This window comes from Actinoplanes sp. NPDC051470 (assembly GCF_040682035.1).
Classification (GTDB): domain Bacteria; phylum Actinomycetota; class Actinomycetes; order Mycobacteriales; family Micromonosporaceae; genus Actinoplanes.
In genome coordinates this window covers 242,688-262,361 of record NZ_JBFBAA010000004.1, presented here as the reverse complement: position 1 = coordinate 262,361, position 19,674 = coordinate 242,688, and the positions used below count along the sequence as shown (strand labels likewise).

Genomic DNA, 19,674 nt, shown 5'->3' with positions numbered 1-19,674 from the left:
ATTGACCGCCCACCCAGTGACGGGCGGGGGAGGTGGCGGCGCGCTCGCCTCGAACGAAACGGTGCAAATCGGTCATGGGGCGGCGGTGGGGAGCGGCGGGATCGCTGCTTCTGCTGGCCACAGCGGGGTGCGCCGTTCAGCCGTCGCAAGCAAGACCCGCGCCCAGCGCGTCGCCGGCGGCCCTGCGGCTGACCACGATCCGCGACTGTCCGCCGCTCGCCGGCCCCGACCGGGAGCCCGGCCCGGACGATCCCGCCATCCAGCCCGGCACCAAGCAGACCGGGCTGGGCTACCAGCGCTTCTGCGTGTACGGGAATCCCGTGACGGTCAGCGTCACCATCGACGTGTACGTGGTCGCCAACACCGGGCCGTATCTCGACGTGCCCAAGTCCGTGCGGGAGGCCAAGTCGTACGGGCACTTCGCGGTGCCGGTGTCCGGTGCCGGTGATCGGGCGCTGGCCATCGCCGACGGGAAGGACTCGGACGGGCCGCGTCCACTGGTTCTGACCATGATCGCCGCCGGCAATGTCGAGCTCAGCATCCAGAGCCACGTGACCGGGGCCGTCCGCGGTGACGCCGACCTCCGGGCGCATGCTCCTGAGCTGGCCGCCCTCGGGGCCGAGTTGATCAGAGGGCTAGGTCCCTGACGATGTGGCGTGAGCTGATCGAGGGACTCACCGCCGAGGCGACGGACCGGTACCGGCACTGGTCATCCGCGCGCCTCGCTCACCTGCCGGTTCGCGTCCGCGATCAGGGCGAGCACGCGGTGCCGGCCGACCACAACGTTCCCCAGCAGCAGCAGCCCGGCCGCCACGCGGACGCCGGTCATCGCCCAGACGCCGACGGTCCACTGGGAGCCCGCGCTTTCCAGGCACATGGCCACGATCAGGGTCAGCACGAAGGCACGGACCACCCACCCTTTGACGACCAGCCCGGCGTCGAAGCCGAAGCGGTCGGCGAGCTGCTGGGTGCGCCGGTTCCACATGATCAGCAGAACGATCGTGCCGATCAAGGCCAGGAGCGATCCGAAGAGTACGCCGACAGCCAGCAACAGGAACCAGATCGTCACCGGTGTCCCGGCCGGCGGCAGGTCCAGCGCGGCGGTCGCGACCCCGCACACCGCGTAGAACACCGTGAACCCGGCCAGCAGCCACGTCACCACCGACCACCCGACCGGCACCGTGATCGTCTCCGGCAGCAGCGATCGGCAGGTGTGCCCCTGCCCGGCGAACACCAGAACCGTCCCACACTTCGTGCAATGCACCACGGCCCCCGTATGCCGATCGACAAGCGTCAGCCGGGAACGATAGAGCGTGCGGGCGGAGGGATTCGAACCCCCTGGGCGTGAGCAAGCGGTTTACAGCCGCTCCCGACCCTCCCACGTCGGCGCGCCCGCGAAGAGGGCCGCTCCGGGTGGAGGCGGCCCCGTGAAGAGGGCCGCCCCGCGAGGAAGCGGAAGCGGCCCCGTGGACCCGGCCGGACTCGAACCGGCCACCTTCTGTTTGCAAGACAGACGCTCTCCCAGATGAGCTACGAGCCCTTGCGTACCCGGAGCGCGATTCGAACGCGCACTATCGCCGGTCTGAGCGGCGTGCCTCCTGCCAGTTGGGCTACCCGGGCCTGGTCTTCAGTTGTGGTGGTGCGTGCCTTCGGCGCGATTCGAACGCGCACTGCCGGCGCTCTCGACGCCGGGCCTCTGCCAGTTGGGCTACGAAGGCCGGGCCGGCCGTTGTGCGGAGACGGGGGTACGTCTTCCGGTGTCGTTGGCGGGGTAGCGCAAGTAGTCCCCTCCAGCCAGCCACGACGCGCTGTCCGCCGCGCCGGCCCGACATCGGCCGTTGACGTTCCCATCTCCGCACCCGAGCGATCAATCACTCGGAATGCCGGCTTTCCTCTGCACTTCATGAGAATCGGATAATTGTTCGTCGATCCATTCCGAAGCAGGATCGACCCATTCTTCCCACCGGGAGGAGAGCACTTCCGCCCGCCTCGGAGAAGATTGCGGATCAAGTCTTATTCGGAACTGCCGCCGAGCATTGTCGGGGCGGTCCTCGTGAGCGAGCGCCTGGGCGAGCCGGCCGGGTCCGTCGCTCCGCGTCCGGAGCGTAAGCCCAGCCAGGGCAACAGAAAAGCCGCCCGACCCGAGTGGGTGAGGACGGCTCTACCGCGCGGAATTCGCCGCGTTACCCGCCCACTCCAAGGCCCAGGAACATCTCATACGCACTGCGGGAGCCGAGTAGCCGCACGGCTCGCCCACAGCGCAGCGTCTGCCACCCCGTGATCGTGGCGATGTGCCGGCCCATGGTCGACTCCCTCCAAGTCTGTCGTCGCCCCGGGAGTCGGAGCAACTGAAGAGAACGGTAGTCGAGGCGCGCGAATCAAGCAATACCTTTCGCGCGCCCTATTCGACTCGTCCCTTACACGTGGGCTATTTCGGCGCGCCGAGATCGTCGAGTGCCTTGACGGCGCCGCGGTGCAGCGGAACCGGATCGGTCTTGCGCGCGGTCTCCAGCTTGATCTCCTTGGCCGCCGCGTTGGCCTGTTCCAATTGCGGCTTGCGGTCGAAGAGGGCCTTGGTGAGCACGCACGCGACGTTCGCGTCCAGGTCGGTGCGGACCAGCAGGACGTTGGGCACGGCGATGGTCTTCACGTCGGCCGGGGTCTTGTACGTGGCCGCGGGGATGGTGCTGGCCTCGTACACCGGATTGATCTTCTGCATCTCGCTGAGGAGCGGCGTGACGTCGAGGAAGGCGACCTGCTCGCCGGACGTGGTGAACAGGTCGGTGATGCCGGGCGTCGGCAGGCCACCGGACCAGAACATGGCGTCGATCGAGCCGTCCTTCATGCCGTCGACGGTCTTGGTGAGGTCGAGCTTCTGGGCGCTGATGTCCTTGGCCGGGTCGAGGCCGCCCGCCTTGAGGATGCGGTTGGCGATCACCTCGGTGCCGCTCTTGGGCGAGCCGGTGGAGACGCGCTTGCCCTTCATGCCCGCCACGTCGGTGATGCCGGCGCTCTTGCGGGCGACCACGTGGGTGTAGTTGGTGTGGATGCGGGAGATCGCGGCGACCGGCTGCTTCCCGGTGAAACTGCCGGTGCCGTTGACCGCGTCGGCGGCCGAGTCGGCGAGCGAGAAGGCCAGGCCGAAACTGCCGGCCACCAGCTGCTGGATGTTCTGCACGGAGGCGCCGGTCTCGCTCGCGGTGGCCTTGACCTTGCCGCCGGTGGCGCCGAGCTGTTCGGCGTAGGCGTTGCCCAGCGCGAAGTAGACGCCGGTGGCGTTGCCGGTGGCGATGCCGATCCGGGTGTCGTTGGCGACGTCGCAGGTGACCTCCCCTCCCGCGTCGGTGCTGGCGGTGTCCTGCCGGCCGCCGCAGGCGGTGAGGGCGAGGGCGGGGATCAAGAGCAGAGAAAAGGGCCTGAGGGGTACGGACATGAGCGTGCCTCCTAGGAAGAGGGAACTGCGGGCGGGGCGGCGACGGAGCGCCGGCGGTACAGGTAGGCCAGGAACGCGGCCAGGGACAACGCGACGACACCGGCCGCGATCGTGAGCGGGGCCAGGTAGAGCAGCAGCAGGCCGGCCAGCCCGCCGAGGACGCGGGCGGGCAGCGGCGCCGCGCCGACCCCGGGCACCCAGCCGCCGGTGGCCACGGCCAGCCCGAACACCGCCAGCGCGGCGGCCAGCGTGGTCCACACGATGCCCAGGACCGGGCCGCGGGCCAGCAGGTATTCGCCCGGCTCGGTCAGCACGAAGGCGATCGGGGCCAGGAACGCCGGCAGGGCGTACTTGAGGGCCTGCCACATGGTCGGGATGGTGCGGCCGCCGGTGATCGCGCTCGCCCCGACCGCGGCCAGCGCGGTCGGTGGTGTCACCTCGGAGAGGACCGAGTAGTAGAAGACGAACATGGCCGCCGCGGGCGCGGGGACGCCCAGTTGCAGCAGCGCCGGGCCGATGATCACCCAGCCGATGATGAAGCTGGCGGTGACCGGGACGGCGAGGCCGAGGATGGCCAGGGCGATCGCGGCGAGCACGGTGGTCAGGGCGAGCACCAGGGTGGGGTTGTCGCCGAAGACGTGGGCCCAGCTGATCAGCTTGCTCGCCAGCTTGGCGCCGAGGCCGGTCTTGGTGGTGATCGAGGTGATGATGCCGGCGGCGGCGCAGACGGCCACGACCGGGAGTACGCCGCGTACGCCGGCCGACAGCGCGTTGAACAGCCGCCCCGGGGTCAGCCACGAGCGCCGGTCCAGGAAGGACAGCGCGGCGGCGAGGATGGTCGCGTACACCACCGATCTGGTCGCGCTGACGCCCGCGGCGAGCAGCACCACGATCAGGATCAGCGACGAGAAGTGGTAACCGAACCGGGCCAGCAGCCTCAGCGCCGACGTCTGTGGCAGGTCGACGGCCTTCACCCCGAAGCGGCGTACGTCGATCTCCACCGCGAGCAGGATGCCCAGGTAGTAGAGGACGGTCGGGATCATCGCCCAGCCGAGCACGGTCAGGTACGAGACGTCGAGGTACTCGGCCACGATGAAGGCGGCCGCGCCCAGGGTCGGCGGGGAGAGGATCGCGCCGACGCCCGCCGCGGCCAGCATGCCGCCGGCCTGCTCGGGCGGGTAGCCGGCCCGCTTGAGCATCGGCCAGGTCACCGCGCCCACGCTGACGGCGGTGGCCGTACCCGAGCCGGAGACCGTGCCCAGCAGGAAGCCGGCGGCGACCGCCGTGCGGCCCGCGGCGCTGCGGGAGCGGCGGAAGGCGGCCACCGACAGATCGACGAAGAACCGGCTGGCTCCCGACAGATCGAGCACGGCGCCGTAGATGGTGAACAGCACGATGTACGTGGCCGCGACGTCCAGCGGCGTGCCGTAGAAGCCGCTGCCGGAGTTGTAGAGCGCGTCCACGATCTGGTCGAAGTCGAGGCCGACGTGGGCGAGGTCCCAGTTCTGCGGCATCAGGCCGCCGTAGTACCCGTAGGCCAGGAAGAGCACGCAGACCACCGGGAGCGCCCACCCGGTCGTCCGGCGGCAGGCCTCGATCGTCAGCACCAGCAGGACCGCGCCGAACAGCACGTCGGCCGGCTCGAGCAGACCCTGGCGGTTCAGGAAACCGTCGTACCCGCCGCCGAAGGGGTTGATCGGATAGAGGCAGACGATCAGCGTGACCGCGGCGAGCACCCAGTCCACCACCGACGGACGCCGGCGCGGCGCCCGGCCCCAGCCGGAGTGGTAGCAGAGCAGGACCAGCGGGAGCGTGCCGGCCAGGAAGACGATCAGATAGAACTGGCTGCCCTGCGCGAGCGGCCGGAACACCTGCCAGAGCACCAGCAGCGCGACCACACACGCGACGACCGCGACACCGAGACCGACCCGGCCGCTCAGGTCGCGGGCCGGGCGTTCCTCGTCGTCGAAGTGGACGGCCGGTGGATCGGCCTCCGAAGATCGAAGCTCGACCATGTCCGGACATTACCCGCTCGATCAGCCGTCGAGGAACTTCAATACCGCCAGGACCCGCCGGTGTCCGGTATCGGTCGGCTGGAGGTCCAGTTTGGCGAAGATGCTGCTCACGTACTTCTCGACGGCGCTGTGGCTGACGCGCAACGCGTCCACGATGCCGGCGTTCGAGCGGCCCTCGGCCATCAGGCGCAACACCTCCTGCTCGCGCGGGGTCAGCCGGTTGCGCGGATCGTCGCGGCGGCGGATCAGCAACTGGGCGACCACCTCGGGATCGAGCGCGGTGCCGCCGGCCGCCACCCGGCGCAGCGCGTCGAGGAAGTCGTCCACATGCGCCACCCGGTCCTTGAGCAGATAGCCGACCGCGTCGGTGGAGCTGTTCAGCAGGTCGGTGGCGTAGCGCTCCTCGACGTACTGCGAGAGGACCAGGACCGCGACCCGCGGGTGCACGCGGCGGATCACCAGTGCGGCCTGGATGCCCTCGTCGGTGTGGGTGGGCGGCATGCGGACGTCGATCACCGCGAGATCCGGCTCGTGCTCGGCGACCGCGTCCAGCAGCGCCGGGCCGTCCCCGACCGCGGCCACCACCTCGAAACCGGCGTCGGTCAGCAGCTTGGTGAGCCCGGCGCGCAGCAGCACGCTGTCCTCCGCGAGCACTATGCGCACGGCAGCTCCACCACGATCGAGGTCGGGCCGCCGGGCGGGCTGGTCACGGTCAGCGTCCCGTCCACCCCGGCGGCCCGTTTGGCCAGGCCGCTGTCCGAGGTGATCACGGCGCCGCCCCGGCCGTCGTCGGTGATGTCGATGATCAGCCGGTCCTGGGATCGGGTCAGCGTCACGCCGGCGGATGTCGCGGAGGCGTGCTTGGCGACGTTGGCGAGCGCCTCGGAGACCACGAAGTAGGCGACCCCCTCGATGCCCGGTGCGCAGCGGGGCTCGACGTCGACGGTCACCCGTACCGGGAGGGGCGCCCGCGCCGCGATCCCCGAGATCGCCGCGTCCAGACCGCGCGCGTCGAGCACCGCCGGATGCAGCCCCCGCACGAAGTCTCGCAACTCGGCCAGCGCCGCCACCGCCTCGTCGTGCGCCGCGTCGATCGCCTCCCGCTCCGGCGACTCCGGCAGCGTCGCCCGGGCCATGCCCAGGTTCATCGCCATCGAGACCAGCCGCTGCTGCACACCGTCGTGCAGATCGCGCTCGATCCGGCGGCGCTCGGCGTCGGTCGCCTCGATGATCTCGTCCCGGCTCCGGGCCAGCGTCGCCACCCGCCGGGTCAGCGTCTCGGCGCGGCTCGGCCCGAGGAGCGCGCGGCCCACGCGGGCGTCCAGCTCGGCGACGCGGCGTCCGGTCCGGGGTTCCACGACCAGGAGTCCGGCGGGCACGTCCACCGCGATCGCGTACAGATGGAAGAGGATCTGCCGCCCGTAGCTCGTCCGCGCCGCCTCGACCTCGACCCCGATCCGGACCAGCCTGGCCCGCTGCCGGGCGGCGAGCCGGCGCGCGGTCCAGATCACCACGACCGGCCCGAGCGGCACGGTGGCGGCGTAGACCCAGGCCTGCCAGGCGGCGCCGGTCGGTCCCTCGATCAGGCTGACGACGGCGGCGCCCCAGAGCAGCACGATGAGGAACAACACGCCCGCGGTGAGCAGCCCGAGCCAGAAGCCCCAGGCAAGGTGCATCACCACACGCGGTTTGGTCAATCCGTTCATGACATCCACGGTCGGGCTCGCACGGGGCCGAGGGTATCCGGTGGGCTCCCGGCCGGGGATGCGGAAATCCACACCCCCGCGGCGGAGGCCGCCCCACTGACGACTCGGCGACTCCGGCGGAGCGTGGTCGGCATGACGAAATGGATCGCGGTCATCGCCGCCGGGTTGATGATGGTCACGCCGCCGGCGGCCGGGCGGAACGGGGTCGACTGGCACCGGTGTGCCCAGGCGGCCGACGACACCGAGGGGCAGGAGCTGGACGCCGCCGGGGTGCAATGCGCCGAGGTGACGGTGCCGGTCGACCATGCGCGGCCGGGTGGGCGGACGCTGACGGTGGCCATCGCGCGGAGCGTGGCGCCGGATCACGTGCACCGGGCCGGGATCTTGATGATCAATCTTGGCGGGCCGGGCAGCCCGGTGCTCGGTGTGGTGCCGGCCGCCCGGGCCGTGATGGGTGCGGCGGGCGCCCGGTTCGACCTGATCGGGATGGATCCGCGGTTCGCCGGGCGAAGCAGCCCGATCGACTGCGGGTGGCCGGAGAGCTGGCTGCCGAGGTCGGCCGGTGCGACCCGGGCGAGCTTCGACCGGATCACGCGGCTGAGCCGGGACCTGGCCCGGCGGTGCACCGACGACCGGTTGCGGCACATGTCCAGTGCGGACAGCGCCCGGGACATGGACGCCGTCCGCGTTGCGCTGGGCGAGCCGAAGCTCTCCTATCTCGGCTACTCGTACGGCACCTACCTGGGCGCCGTCTACACGCAGCTCTTCGCGGCCCGGGCCGGCCGGATCGTGCTGGACAGCGCGATCGACCCGGCGCTGGCCGGCACGGCCCAACTGCGGGAGGCGGCGCCGTTCCGGCAGGCGATGCTCCGGGAATGGGCGGCGACGGCGGCCGGCACCCGGCTGGGCGCGACCGCCGACCAGGTGGTGGCGACGGTCGAGCGGGTGTACGCGGCGTCCGCCCGGCGTCCGTTGCGGGTCGGCGACCTCCGGCTCGACGACACGGTGGTGCCGGCGATCATCGTGAACCAGCTGATCGACGACACCGGGAACGACGGCCTCACCGCGACGATGCTCGAACTCCAGGCCGCGGCGGACGGGCGGGCGGCCACGCCCACCGACGCGATGCGGGAGACGGTGTCGAGCGCGCTCACGAGCGACTCGTCGGCCGTGCACTCGGCGCAGACCGCGATCATGTGCGCTGACGGAGGTGTACCCCGGGATGTCGAATTCTTCTGGCGGAGCCTTCGGCGGGAGCGTGCGGAATCGCCGGTCTTCGCGCCGATGGCGTGGCTGGTGACGCCGTGCTCGTTCGCGCCGTCGCCGCTGACCCCGCACGTCGACGTCGCGAACCGGGTGCCGGCGCTGATCGTCCAGGCCGAGAAGGACATCGGCTCGCAGCTGCGGGGCGCGCGGGCCCTGCACACCGCGATGGCCGGCTCCAGCATGATCACGCTGGGCGGGGCGCGCACCCACGGCGTCTACGGCTTCCGCCAGAACGCCTGCGTCGACGACGCGGTCAACGCCTATCTGACCACCGGGCGCCTGCCGCGAGACCGCGAGGTGGCGTGCTGAGGCGTTGGCGTGGCGGGGCGATTCACCCGGTGCAAGGATCGGGGGATGAGGGCCATCATCTACAGCGAGGTCGGCGACGCCGAGGTTCTGCGGGTCGTCGAGCGGGCCAGGCCGGAGCCCGGACCGGGCGAGGTGCGTGTCACGGTTGCCGTGTCGGGGGTGAACCCGACCGACTGGAAGACGCGGGCGGGCGCCACCAATCCGAAGAAGTTCGAGGAGGTCACACCCCATCTGGACGGCGCCGGGGTGATCGACGCCGTGGGCGACGGGGTGGATCCGGGGCGGGTGGGTGAGCGGGTGTGGCTGCTCATGGCCACCCTCGGCCGGTCCACCGGCACCGCGTCCGAGTACACCGTGGTGGACGCCTGGCAGGCGGTGCCGCTGGGCGACGCCAGTTTCGACGTCGGCGCGACGCTGGGGGTGCCCGCCCTCACGGCACATCGGGCGCTGACCGTCGCGGAGGGCGGGCCGGACCGGCTGGCGCCGGGCGCGCTGGACGGGCGGGTGGTGCTCGCCGCCGGTGGGGCCGGTGCCGTGGGGCACGCGGCCATCCAGCTCGCCCGGTGGGCCGGCGCCACGGTGATCAGCACGGTCAGCTCGCCGGCCAAGGCGGCGCTGGCCACCGCCGCGGGGGCGCACCACGTGGTCAACTACCGGGACGGCGACGCGGCCGAGCAGATCCGGAAGGTCGCCCCGGACGGCGTGGACGTGATCGCGGAGGTCGCGCTCGGTGCCAATCTCGCGCTCGACCTCGCGGTGCTGCGGACGCGGGGCACGATCTGCACGTACGCCAACGACGGTGGCAAGCCGGTGGAGCTGGACGTGCGGCAGAACATGATGCTCAACACGCGCTTCCAGTTCATGGTGCTCTACACCGTGGGCGAGGCGGCGCTGCGGGCCGGCGCCGAGGACGTCGCGGCGGCGGCGCGGGCCGGGGCGCTGCCGGTGGGCGAGGAGCACGGGCTGCCGATCACCCGGTTCCCGCTGGAGCAGACCGCCGACGCCCACCGGGCCGTGCAGGACGGCGCGGTCGGCAAGGTTCTGGTCGACGTCGTGCTGTGATCCGTCGGTAGGGCTGGCCTCACCACCGCCTTGGGGGGCCAGCACCCCTGCGCGCGCGGTACCCGGATCGGGACAATGTCGTCTATGACGACGTCAACCGAGCCGCGAACCGATTTCGCAGAGCTCAGCCGCCGCATCCGAGAAGCCGGTCTGCTCGATCGCCGACCGGCCTACTACGTTCTCCGGCTGTCCCTGGTGGCGCTGTTCCTGGCCGCCGGCTGGGTGGCGTTCGCGCTGGTCGGCAGCTCGTGGTGGACGGTGGCGATCGCGGTGTGGCTCGGCGTCGGGTACGCGCAGGCGGCCCTGGTGGCGCACGACGTCGCACACCGTCAGGTGTTCCGGACGGCCACCGCCAGCGGCCGGGCCGGGATGATCGCCGGCAACCTGGGCATCGGCATGAGCTACGGCTACTGGCAGAACAAGCACACCCGGCACCACGCCAACCCCAACCACGACGACCTCGACCCGGACGTCGGGCCGGGCGTGCTGGTCTGGACGCCGGAGGCGGCGGCCAAGGGCGGCTGGATGGTCCGGAACCAGGCGTGGATGTTCTTCCCGCTGCTCACGTTGCTCGGGCTGAGCCTGCGCCGGGACAGCATCCGGGCGCTGATCCGCGACGACATGCCGAAGAAGGTTCGCGAGGGCGTGCTCCTCGGCGTACACCTCGTGGGTTATCTCGTGGTTCTGATCCTGGTCCTGACGCCGCTGCAGGCGCTGGTCTTCTTCGTCGTGCATCAGGCCGTGTTCGGCGTCTACCTGGGCATGACGTTCGCGCCCAACCACAAGGGCATGCCCCACCCGGACGGGACCGAGGACTTCCTGCGCAAGCAGGTGCTGACCTCGCGCAACGTGCGCGGCGGCGTGCTGGTCGACGTGGCCCTGGGCGGGCTCAACTACCAGATCGAGCACCACCTGTTCCCGTCCATGCCGACGCCGAACCTGCGCCGCGCCCAGCCGATCGTGCAGCAGTTCTGCGCCGAGATCGACGTGGACTACGAGATGACCGGTCTGGTCGATTCGTACCGGCAGGCGCTGTCCTACCTGCACCAGGTGTCGCGAAGGTAGGGCTACCACTACCGACCGGGGCGACGAACCGGGCGAGAATCGACGGCATGGAGTTGGTCTCGGACGAGCAGCTGAGCGAGTGGATCTGGCGAGGCGTGCGGGGCACCGCCGCCGGGGCCGTGTCGTTGCTGCTCGGCGTGCTCACCATCCCGCTGTTCGTGCTGTCGGTGGTCAGCCTGGCGCTCTGCCTGGTCCCGGGCCTCGGCCAGGTGGTCCTCCCGCTGACGACCGGGCTGGTCCGGGCCCGGGCCGACCTGGAACGCCGCCGGTCGGCCCAGCGCGGGGTGCTGATCGCCCGGCCCTACGCGCCGCGGCCGAGCAAGGGGCTGCCCGGCGGCTGGCGGCGGTTCCGGTGGATCCTGCAGGACGTGGCGACCTGGCGCGACTTCGCCTGGCTGCTGCCCGGCGGCATCATCGCCATCGTCCTCGGCGCGCTCTCGCTGGCCCTGCCGGTCTATGGCTTCGAGGGCATCTTCCTGATCCCGCTCTGGGTGTGGCTCGGCGGCGCCTGGTACGGCTACGGCGCGATCTGGCCGATCGAGGACCTCGGCGACGGCTTCCTGTCCCTGCCCCAGGGCGCGGTGATCCTGGGCCTCGCCCTGTTCGCCGCCCCCTGGTTCCGGTTCGCCGAGGCGTGGTTCGCGAAGCTGTTTCTGGCGCCGACCCGGGCCGCCGAGCTGCGGCTGCGGGTGACCGAGCTGACCGAGACCCGGGCCGATACGGTCGACGCGCAGGCCGCCGAGCTGCGCCGGATCGAACGTGACCTGCACGACGGCGCCCAGGCCCGGCTCTCCTCGCTGGGCATGACCATCGGGCTGGCCGAGGAGCTGATGGAACGCGACCCGGCCGCCGCCCGCAAACTGCTGGCCGAGGCCCGCGACACCAGCAACACCGCCCTGATCGAGCTGCGCGCCCTGGTCCGCGGCATCCACCCGCCGGTGCTGGCCGAGCGCGGGCTGGACGGCGCCGTCCGCGCGCTCGCGCTCAGCCTGCCGCTGCCGACCGCGGTGGACGGCGGCGTGCCCGGCCGGCTGGAGACGCCGGTCGAGTCGGCGTCCTACTTCGTGGTCGCCGAGGCGCTGGCCAATGTGGTCAAGCACAGCGCCGCGACCACCGCCTGGGTGAGCCTGCGACACGAGTCCGGCCTGCTCATGCTCATGGTCGGCGACGACGGCCGGGGTGGCGCCGACCCGTACCGCGGAACCGGGCTGCGCGGTATTGAACGCCGCCTGGCCGCGTTCGATGGCACGATGTCGCTGTCCAGCCCGCCGGGCGGACCGACCGTCGTGACCATGGAGCTGCCGTGCGTGTTGTCATCGCCGAAGACCTCGCCCTCCTCCGGGACGGCCTGACCCGGATCCTGGAGGCGTTCGAGTTCAAGGTGGTGGCCGGCGTCGACAACGGTCCCGCCCTGCTGCCGGCGCTGATCGAGCATCGGCCCGACGTCGCCGTGGTCGACGTGCGGCTGCCGCCCACGTTCACCGACGAGGGCCTCCAGGCCGCCATCGCCGCCCGCACCGAGGTGCCGGGCATGCCGATCCTGGTGCTGTCCCAGCATGTCGAGCCGCTGTACGCCCGCGAGCTGCTGACCGACCGCACCGGCGGCATCGGCTACCTGCTCAAGGACCGGGTGTCCAACGTGGCCCAGTTCGTGGACGCGGTGCGCCGGGTGGCCGCCGGCGGCACCGCGCTCGACCCCGAGGTCGTGTCCCAGCTGCTCGCCCGGCGCGAGCCGCTGGCCGTGCTCACCGCCCGCGAGCGCGAGGTGCTCGGTCAGATGGCCGAGGGCCGGTCCAACGCGGCCATCGCCGGCAAGCTGTTCGTCACCGAGAAGGCGGTGAGCAAGCACATCAACAACATCTTCACCAAGCTGGGCATGCCGCCGTCCGACGACGACAACCGCCGGGTGCTGGCGGTGCTGGCCTACCTCAACGGCTGATGCTCAGCCTGGCAATCCGCCCGGAAGCGCCGGACGCCCAGCAGGACAGGTCGGGGGTGCAGAAGACCGAGTCGAAGCTGCCGGTGTCGAACCGCTTCCAGGTGCGGCCGCCGTCGTCCGTGATGTCGCTGCCCGACGGCCCGACCGCCAGCGCCACCGGGAGCAGCCCCAGCCAGTCGGCGCCCGAGCGGTATTCACCCGGCACCGTGCGGGACACCGTCCACGTCCGGCCGCCGTCGCGCGTGGTGGCGGCGCCGTCCGGGGCCTGGTCCGGGGTGAGGTAGTCGCCGCCCACCGCCAGGCCGTGCCACGGGTCCTTGAAGGCGAGGCTGAACACGCCACCGGCCTCGCTGCTGGGCAGCGGGCTGTCGGTGACCGACCACGACCGGCCGCCGTTGGCCGTGGCGAACACCCGGGCCGTCGCGCCGCCGCCGGTCGCGAACCAGGCCCGCCCGGCGCCCAGGTGGTCGGCGCTGACCAGGCAGGTGCCGCTGGCCGCGAACGCGAACTCGCCCGGCAGCGCGTCCGGCATCCCGGTGGTCGGCCGGACCGCCCAGCTGCGTCCGCCGTCGTCGGTGGCCAGGATGCGGAACTTGCCGCCGACCGGGTCGGACAGCGCCAGCCCGTGCCGCCGGTCCATGAAGGTCACGCAGTCGTAGAAGGCGGTCTCGTCGTCGTTGCGGAACGTCTCGGTCCAGCTCTTCCCGCCGTCGGCCGTGGTGTAGATGCGCGAGGCCTCGCCGTTGCCGATGGCCAGGGCCACCGCGTTGCGCGCGTCCCAGGCCTCGATGTCCCGGAACTCCAGCCCGGCCATGTCGGCCGAGGCGACACTGGCCCAGTGCCGGCCGCCGTCGACGGTGCGCAGGATCGTGCCGGCCGATCCGGCCGCCCAGGCGACCTTGCCGTCGACCGGCGCGAGCCCCCGGAACCGTGCCGTGACCCCGGTGTCGGTGAGCTTCCACTGCGGCTTCCACCGCGGCTTCTCGGAGGCCGCGGTGAATCCGCCGCTGGTAGCGACGATGGCCAGGCCGATGGCCGCGACGGCAAGCACGCGTGTCGATCTCATGGGGCGGAACCTATCCACATCTCAAGATCAAGATCAAGAGCTGGGGGTCGCGGGTTGGTGGGTGGTCCAGACCGTCGCTCCCGCCGAGGGTCGCTCCGCTCCACCGGCGGGAGTGGTCGCGGTCACACCAGAAAACCGCCCTGGCGGCCGACCGGCGCACCGGCTTATCCCCCCGCCGTTCCGATGACAGCGTCGAGGTCATGAAAACGCGCATCATGGAAGAGACCAAGGCCCCCCACTTCGTCGCCCGGCACCGGCTGCTCTCGTTCTTCGTCCTGGCGTACGCGCTGTCCTGGTGCACGTGGCCGATCAACGGCGAGTTCCAGGCGATCGGCGCCCTGCTCGCCGCGGTCATCGTGATCGCGGTGACCGACGGGCGGGCCGGCTTCAAGGAGCTCGGCCGGCGGCTGATCCGGTGGCGGGTGCCGTGGTACTACTACGCCTTCGCGCTGCTCCTGCCGCTGGTCGTGCGGCTCGTGGCGGGCTCGCTCAACCCCGGGCCCGGCCCGGACTGGCTGTCGCTGACCTGGACCAGCGCCGGCCTGTGGTTCCTGGTCCGGATGATCAACCCGATGGACGGCCCGCTGGCCGAGGAGCCGTCGTTCCGCGGATATGCCGTGCCGCGCCTGCCGGACACGCTGCGGTCGGCCGCCCTCCTGGGCGTGCTCGTCGCCGGCTGGCACCTGCCGCTCGCCGCCGACGTCGGGGTGGCCGGCTTCGCCTCCACGTTCGTCATCACCTTCGTCTACGTGTGGCTGTTCAACCGCACCGGCGGCAGCGTCCTCCTGGTCCTGCTCTTCCACAACGCCCAGGGGTTCGTCACGTTCGGCGACCTCGGCCTGACCGGCGCCGCGCTCGCCCGGCAGCAGTGGATCGAGTTCGCCGCCTGGGCCGTCGTCGCGTTGACGCTGGTCGTGGCCGATCGCGACGGCTTCCGCCGGAACACGCGCGAGGCGTAGCGTGTGGACCATGCCGAAGCCCGGCCTCCGGACAGCGCTCGGTGCGGGGCTGCTGGCCGGGCAGGCGGCGGTGGCCGTCGCCGGGCTCCGGCAGGGTGTGCCGGCCACCCATGTCGCGGTGGTCTGCTGGCTGACCACGTCCTATTCGATCAGCGGCCTGATCGCCTGGCGGCACCGGCCGGGCAACCGGTTCGGCCCGCTGATGGTCCTCACCGGCGCCGCCGGGCTGATCGGCTCGCTGACCTGGCTGCCCGCGACCGTCCCGCACACCATCGGCCAGGTGGCCGACCTGCTGCCGCTGGTGCTGATCGTGCACGTGTTCCTCTCGTACCCGTCGGGCCGTCCGGCCGGCCGGATCGAACGGGGGCTGCTCGCGGTCGGTTACGCCGCCGCGATCGGGCTGCAGAGCGTGGCCGTCGTCCTCGCCTTCGACACCCCGCTCTACCAGGCCGAACTGCTGGTCGTCAGCGCGGTCGCGCTGGCCGGCGCCGCGCTCATGGTCGCCCGCCGGCGCACCCGGCCGCTGCGCCGGTCGCTGACCGTGCTGATCGACGCGTTCACCCTCGGCCTGGTGATGATCGCCGTCCTGCTGGTCGTCGGGGTGTTCGGCGGGCCGGCGTTCCCGGCCGTGCAACGCGTCGCGATCGCGCTGCTCGGCGTCGCCCCGGTGGTGTTCCTGGCCGGGCTGCTCCAGGCCCGGCTGGCCCGCAGCTCGATCGGTGACCTGATGGTGTCGTTGCGCGCCGACCCGGCCGATCTGGGCACGCCGCTCGCCCGGGCGCTGCGCGACCCCTCGTTACGGCTGCTCTACTGGCTGCCCGAGTTCGACGCGTGGACCGGCGAGGACGGCCGCCCCGCCGTCCTGCCCGGCGAGCCCGAGCGGGTGACCGTGATCGAGGAGAAGGACGCGGTGGTGGCGGCGCTGGTGCACGACCCGGCCCTGCACGAGGAGTCCGACCTGCTGGCCGCGGTCACCGCGGCGGCCGCGATCGCCGTGCGCAACGGCCGGCTCCAGGCCCAGCTCCGGGCCAACGTCGAGGAGCTGCGCGGGTCGCGGGCCCGGGTGGCCGAGGCCGGCCAGCGGGAACGCCGCCGCCTCGAACGCGACCTGCACGACGGCGCCCAGCAGCGGCTGATCGCGTTGTCGCTCAACCTCGGCGTGCTGGAGAACCGCCTCGGCGCGGACCCGTCGTCGCTCGCCCTGGTGCGGGAGGCCCGCGCCGAGATCACCACGTCGCTGGCCGAGCTGCGGGACGTGGCCCATGGCCTGCACCCCTCGGTGGTGTCCGCGCACGGCCTGGCGGTCGCGCTCGAGTCGCTGGCCGCCCGGGCGCCCGTACCCGCCTCCCTTGCCGTTGATCTTCCTGGTCGGCTGGCCGAGTCGGTCGAGGTCGCCGCCTACTACGTGGTGTCCGAGTGCCTCACCAACATCGGCAAGCACGCGGCGGCCACGTCGGCGACCGTCCGCGTCTCGTGCGACGACGGCACGCTGGTGATCGAGGTGGCCGACGACGGCCGCGGTGGCGCCGACGCCGAACGTGGCAGCGGGCTGCGCGGCCTGGCCGACCGGGTGGAGACGCTGGGCGGCCGGCTGCGCGTGCGGACCCCGCCGGGCGAGGGCACCCGGGTCCGGGCGGAGCTGCCATGCTCCCTCGCGTAGCGACGGGCCTTCGGGTAGCCATCGCCGAGGACAGCGTCCTGCTCCGCGAGGGCATCGCCCGCCTCCTGGCCGACGCCGGCTTCGACGTGATCGCCACGTGCGGCGACGCCGACCAGCTGCGCGCCGAGATCCGGGTGACGTTGCCCGACGTGGTGATCGTGGACATCCGCCTGCCGCCCACCCACACCGACGAGGGTCTGCGCGCCGCCATCGACCTGCGCGCCGCGCATCCCGGCCTGGCCGTGCTCGTGCTCTCCCAGTACGTCGAGGTCGGCCTGGCCATGCAACTGCTCGCCGACTCCGCGGCCGGCGTCGGCTACCTGCTGAAGGACCGCATCAGCGACGTCCCGTCGTTCGTGGCGGCGCTGCGCCGCGTGGCCGCCGGCGGGTCCGCCATCGACCCGGCGATCGTGTCCACCCTGCTGTCCCGCCGCCGCCGCGACGACCCCCTGGCCGCCCTGACCCCGCGCGAGCGCGAGGTGCTCGAGCTGATGGCCGAGGGCACCTCCAACCAGGGCATCGCCGACCGCCTGACCATCACGTTGCGGGCCGCCGAGAAGTACGTCTCCAGCATCTTCACCAAGCTGGGCATCCCCACCACCCGCAGCGAGTCCCGCCGCGTCCTCGCGGTTCTGCTCTTCCTGCGCTCCTGAGCCGTTAGCGTGATCCGATGGAGTCCCGCGTCGCCTTCCAGGCCCGGTTGGCGTACAGCCTGCCCGACATCACCGAGGCGCTGTCCGCCGTCTACCCCGGGCACGACGGGCTGGTCGAGCGGCTCGTGGCGGTCGCACGCGAGGCCGCCGCCGCCCGGCCGCGGGCGCTCCGCGACCGGGATCGGCAACGGGAGATCGACCAGCGCTGGTACCAGCGATCCGAGATGATCGGCTACGTCTGCTACGCCGACCGGTTCGCCGGCGTCCTCGACGGCATCCCCGGCAAACTCGACTACCTGACCGAACTGGGCGTCACCTACCTGCACCTGATGCCGCTGCTCCAGCCCCGCCCCGGCGAGAACGACGGCGGGTACGCGGTGCTCGACTACCGGGCCGTCGACCCGCGGCTCGGCACCATGGACGACCTCGAACACCTGGCCGGGGCACTGCGGGAACGGGACATGAGCCTCTGTGTCGACCTCGTCCTCAACCACACCGCGAAGGAACACCCGTGGGCGGAGGGCTGGCTCGCCGGCGACCCGGACTTCGAGGACTTCTACCTGGCGTTCCCCGACCGCGAGATGCCCGACGCGTACGAACGGACGATCGTCGACGTCTTCCCCGACCGGGCGCCGGGCTCGTTCACGTTCCACCCCGAGCTGAAACAGTGGGTGTGGACGACGTTCTGGTCGTACCAATGGGATCTGGACTACCGCAACCCACGGGTCTTCGAGGCGATGCTGGACACGATCCTCTGGCTGGCCAACCGCGGCGTCGACATCTTCCGCCTCGACGCCGTGCCGTTCATGTGGAAGCGCCTGGGCACGACCTGCATGAACCAGCCCGAGGTGCACAAGATCGTGCAGGCCCTGCACGGCCTGACCCGGCTGGCCGCCCCCGGCGTGATCTTCAAGGCCGAGGCGATCGTGGCCCCCGACGACCTGGTGCCCTACCTCGGCGGCCACGACCGCTACCGGCCCGAGTGCGAACTGGCCTACCACAACCAGCTGATGGTGATGCTCTGGTCGAGCCTGGCGACCAAGGACGCCCGCCTGATGAGCCAGGCGCTGCGCCGGATGCGCCCGATCCCCGCCGAAACGTCGTGGTGCACCTACGTGCGCGGGCACGACGACATCGGCTGGGCGGTCAGCGCCGAGGACGCCGCCGCGGTCGGCTGGGACTGGTGGAACCACCGCAACTTCCTCAACGCGTTCTTCTCCGGCCGGTTCCCCGGCTCCTACGCCCGGGGCGCCCTCTTCCAGGAGAATCCCGCCACCGGCGACGCGCGCATCTCCGGCACCGCCGCGTCCCTGTGCGGCCTGGACGCGGCCACCACGCCCGCCGAGACCGACGCCGCCCTCCGCCGCCTGATCCTCCTGTACGCCGTGGCGTTCGCCGTCAACGGCATCCCCCTGATCTACATGGGCGACGAACTGGCCCTTCGCAACGACCCGACGTTCCACGACGACCCGGCCCGCGCCGACGACAACCGCTGGATGCACCGCCCCCCGATGGACTGGCCGGCCGCCGCCCGCCGCCACGACCCCAGCACCGTCGAGGGCCGCGTCTTCGCCGCGATGAAGTCGCTGTCCGCCGCGCGCAAGGGCCTCGATGCGCTGCGCACGGGCGGGGAGATCGAGATCCTGACCGTCGACGACGACGCGATCTTCACGTGGCGGCGCCGGCATCCGCGCAGCGGCACCTTCATCGGGCTGGCCAACTTCGCCGAGTCGGACCGCACGTTCGACGCCGCCCCGATCGGCCGCTTCGGCCGGCTGGAAACGGCCGCGACCAGCGACGGCGCCTTCCAGGTCACGAACGGCCGAGGCCGCCTCCCGGGCTTGGGATTCGTCTGGCTCGCCGAGCGGTGAGGGCGTCTTCAAGGCCAAGGTCAAGAGCTTGATGTCGTAGCTGGGTGGTGGGTTCTGACCGCGGCTCCCGCCGAGGCCGGGCCCACGGCTCCTGGCCGCTGGCGCGTCCAGAACGGAGCCGCGCACCCTTCATTCTGCGTAAGTGGGCACCCTCCGGCGCTTCGCGCCACAAGGCCGAACGAACGCCGGCGCAACAGTCGCCAGACAGCCGCGGGCGACCTTTGGTCAGAGGTTCACCTTGGAGCCCGGCGGCGCGGCGGTCGCGGGAGCTGGCCCGGCGGCGGGCGCGGGAGTTGGCCCGGCGGCGGGCGCGGGAGTTGGCCCGGCGGCGGGCGCGGGAGTTGGCCTGGCGGGGCGGCGGGCGCGGGAGTTGGCGCGGCGGGCGGGCGGGCCGAGCCGATGCCGAACTGCCGGCGTTGGCGGTGACGAGTTCCCGAGGGCGCGGGGGCATCAGGGTCGGCGACGAGTTCCGCAGCCCCTTTGCTCTGAGCGCGTATAGGCACCACCTGGATGCCGGCTACGTAGAGGTGGTGCCTATATGCGCTCAGAGCAAAGGGGTCGTTGGAGGGGTTGGCTGCCGCTCGCGGCGGAGGTCGTTGGAGGGGTTGGTTGCCGCTCGCGGCGGAGGTCGGAGGAGGGGTTGGCTGACGCTCGGGGCGGAGGTCGGCGG

At 72.0% G+C, this 19,674-nt stretch carries 16 protein-coding genes and 4 tRNA genes; 10 read left to right on the top strand and 10 right to left on the bottom strand.

Going from position 1 to position 19,674, the window contains the following annotated elements; all coding sequences use genetic code 11:
• Positions 1–74: 74 nt before the first annotated feature.
• A complete protein-coding gene (locus AB0M54_RS10355; protein ID WP_364470298.1) occupies positions 75–647 on the top strand; it encodes a hypothetical protein in 573 nt (190 codons plus the stop codon).
• 62 nt (positions 648–709) lie between these two features.
• On the opposite strand, the gene AB0M54_RS10350 is transcribed toward AB0M54_RS10355, so the two are convergent.
• The 9 genes from AB0M54_RS10350 to AB0M54_RS10310 all read right to left on the bottom strand — a co-directional run bounded on the left by AB0M54_RS10350 (position 710) and on the right by AB0M54_RS10310 (position 7,145).
• On the bottom strand, positions 710–1,234 hold the full coding sequence (locus tag AB0M54_RS10350; protein ID WP_364470296.1) for a hypothetical protein: 525 nt from the start codon (positions 1,232–1,234) through the stop codon (positions 710–712).
• 80 nt (positions 1,235–1,314) lie between these two features.
• Positions 1,315–1,396 (bottom strand) — tRNA-Tyr (locus AB0M54_RS10345).
• Between the two features lie 71 nt (positions 1,397–1,467).
• Positions 1,468–1,540, bottom strand: a tRNA-Ala gene (locus AB0M54_RS10340).
• Between the two features lie 5 nt (positions 1,541–1,545).
• Positions 1,546–1,620 (bottom strand) — tRNA-Leu (locus tag AB0M54_RS10335).
• A gap of 24 nt (positions 1,621–1,644) precedes the next feature.
• Positions 1,645–1,718 (bottom strand) — tRNA-Leu (locus AB0M54_RS10330).
• Positions 1,719–2,428: 710 nt separating this feature from the next.
• The gene (locus tag AB0M54_RS10325; protein ID WP_364470294.1) at positions 2,429–3,400 is read right to left on the bottom strand and encodes a TAXI family TRAP transporter solute-binding subunit; all 972 of its coding nucleotides are present in this window, start codon (positions 3,398–3,400) and stop codon (positions 2,429–2,431) included.
• A 44-nt stretch (positions 3,401–3,444) separates the two neighbouring features.
• Complete coding sequence (locus tag AB0M54_RS10320) at positions 3,445–5,448, bottom strand: TRAP transporter fused permease subunit (RefSeq protein ID WP_364470292.1); 2,004 nt, start codon at positions 5,446–5,448, stop codon at positions 3,445–3,447.
• Positions 5,449–5,469: 21 nt separating this feature from the next.
• Positions 5,470–6,111 carry a response regulator transcription factor gene (locus tag AB0M54_RS10315; RefSeq protein WP_364470290.1) on the bottom strand — a complete coding sequence of 214 codons (642 nt, stop codon included), beginning with the start codon at positions 6,109–6,111 and terminating at the stop codon, positions 5,470–5,472.
• The gene (locus AB0M54_RS10310; protein WP_364470288.1) at positions 6,102–7,145 is read right to left on the bottom strand and encodes a histidine kinase; all 1,044 of its coding nucleotides are present in this window, start codon (positions 7,143–7,145) and stop codon (positions 6,102–6,104) included. The genes AB0M54_RS10315 and AB0M54_RS10310 overlap by 10 nt, the downstream gene beginning before the upstream one ends.
• Positions 7,146–7,286: 141 nt before the next feature.
• Here AB0M54_RS10310 and AB0M54_RS10305 point away from each other — a divergent pair, with 141 nt between their 5' ends.
• From AB0M54_RS10305 to AB0M54_RS10285, 5 genes are all read left to right on the top strand, one after another.
• Positions 7,287–8,729: an alpha/beta hydrolase gene (locus AB0M54_RS10305; RefSeq protein WP_364470286.1), complete on the top strand. Its 1,443-nt coding sequence runs from the start codon at positions 7,287–7,289 to the stop codon at positions 8,727–8,729.
• 45 nt (positions 8,730–8,774) lie between these two features.
• Positions 8,775–9,791: an NADPH:quinone reductase gene (locus tag AB0M54_RS10300; RefSeq protein WP_364315966.1), complete on the top strand. Its 1,017-nt coding sequence runs from the start codon at positions 8,775–8,777 to the stop codon at positions 9,789–9,791.
• Between the two features lie 84 nt (positions 9,792–9,875).
• Entirely contained in the window at positions 9,876–10,856 is a 981-nt protein-coding gene (locus tag AB0M54_RS10295) for an acyl-CoA desaturase (protein WP_364315968.1), read from the top strand.
• Positions 10,857–10,903: 47 nt separating this feature from the next.
• On the top strand, positions 10,904–12,208 hold the full coding sequence (locus tag AB0M54_RS10290) for a sensor histidine kinase (protein WP_364470284.1): 1,305 nt from the start codon (positions 10,904–10,906) through the stop codon (positions 12,206–12,208).
• Positions 12,160–12,795 (top strand): response regulator transcription factor, encoded by a 636-nt coding sequence (locus tag AB0M54_RS10285; RefSeq protein WP_364315973.1) that lies wholly within the window; start codon positions 12,160–12,162, stop codon positions 12,793–12,795. The genes AB0M54_RS10290 and AB0M54_RS10285 overlap by 49 nt, the downstream gene beginning before the upstream one ends.
• Here AB0M54_RS10285 and AB0M54_RS10280 read toward each other — a convergent pair.
• Positions 12,785–13,861, bottom strand: a complete 1,077-nt coding sequence (locus AB0M54_RS10280) for an oxidoreductase (RefSeq protein ID WP_364315975.1) — start codon at positions 13,859–13,861, stop codon at positions 12,785–12,787. The genes AB0M54_RS10285 and AB0M54_RS10280 overlap by 11 nt on opposite strands.
• A gap of 200 nt (positions 13,862–14,061) precedes the next feature.
• Between AB0M54_RS10280 and AB0M54_RS10275 the strand changes: the two genes are divergently transcribed.
• Genes AB0M54_RS10275 through AB0M54_RS10260 form a run of 4 tightly spaced genes read left to right on the top strand, consistent with a single transcriptional unit; the run spans position 14,062 to position 19,004 of the window.
• Entirely contained in the window at positions 14,062–14,820 is a 759-nt protein-coding gene (locus AB0M54_RS10275) for a CPBP family intramembrane glutamic endopeptidase (RefSeq protein WP_364315976.1), read from the top strand.
• A gap of 10 nt (positions 14,821–14,830) precedes the next feature.
• Positions 14,831–16,480 (top strand): histidine kinase, encoded by a 1,650-nt coding sequence (locus AB0M54_RS10270; protein WP_364315979.1) that lies wholly within the window; start codon positions 14,831–14,833, stop codon positions 16,478–16,480.
• Positions 16,465–17,133, top strand: a complete 669-nt coding sequence (locus AB0M54_RS10265; RefSeq protein ID WP_364470282.1) for a response regulator transcription factor — start codon at positions 16,465–16,467, stop codon at positions 17,131–17,133. Before AB0M54_RS10270 ends, AB0M54_RS10265 begins: the two co-directional genes overlap by 16 nt.
• Before the next feature lie 17 nt (positions 17,134–17,150).
• Entirely contained in the window at positions 17,151–19,004 is a 1,854-nt protein-coding gene (locus AB0M54_RS10260) for an alpha-amylase family protein (RefSeq protein WP_364470280.1), read from the top strand.
• Positions 19,005–19,674 lie beyond the last annotated feature (670 nt).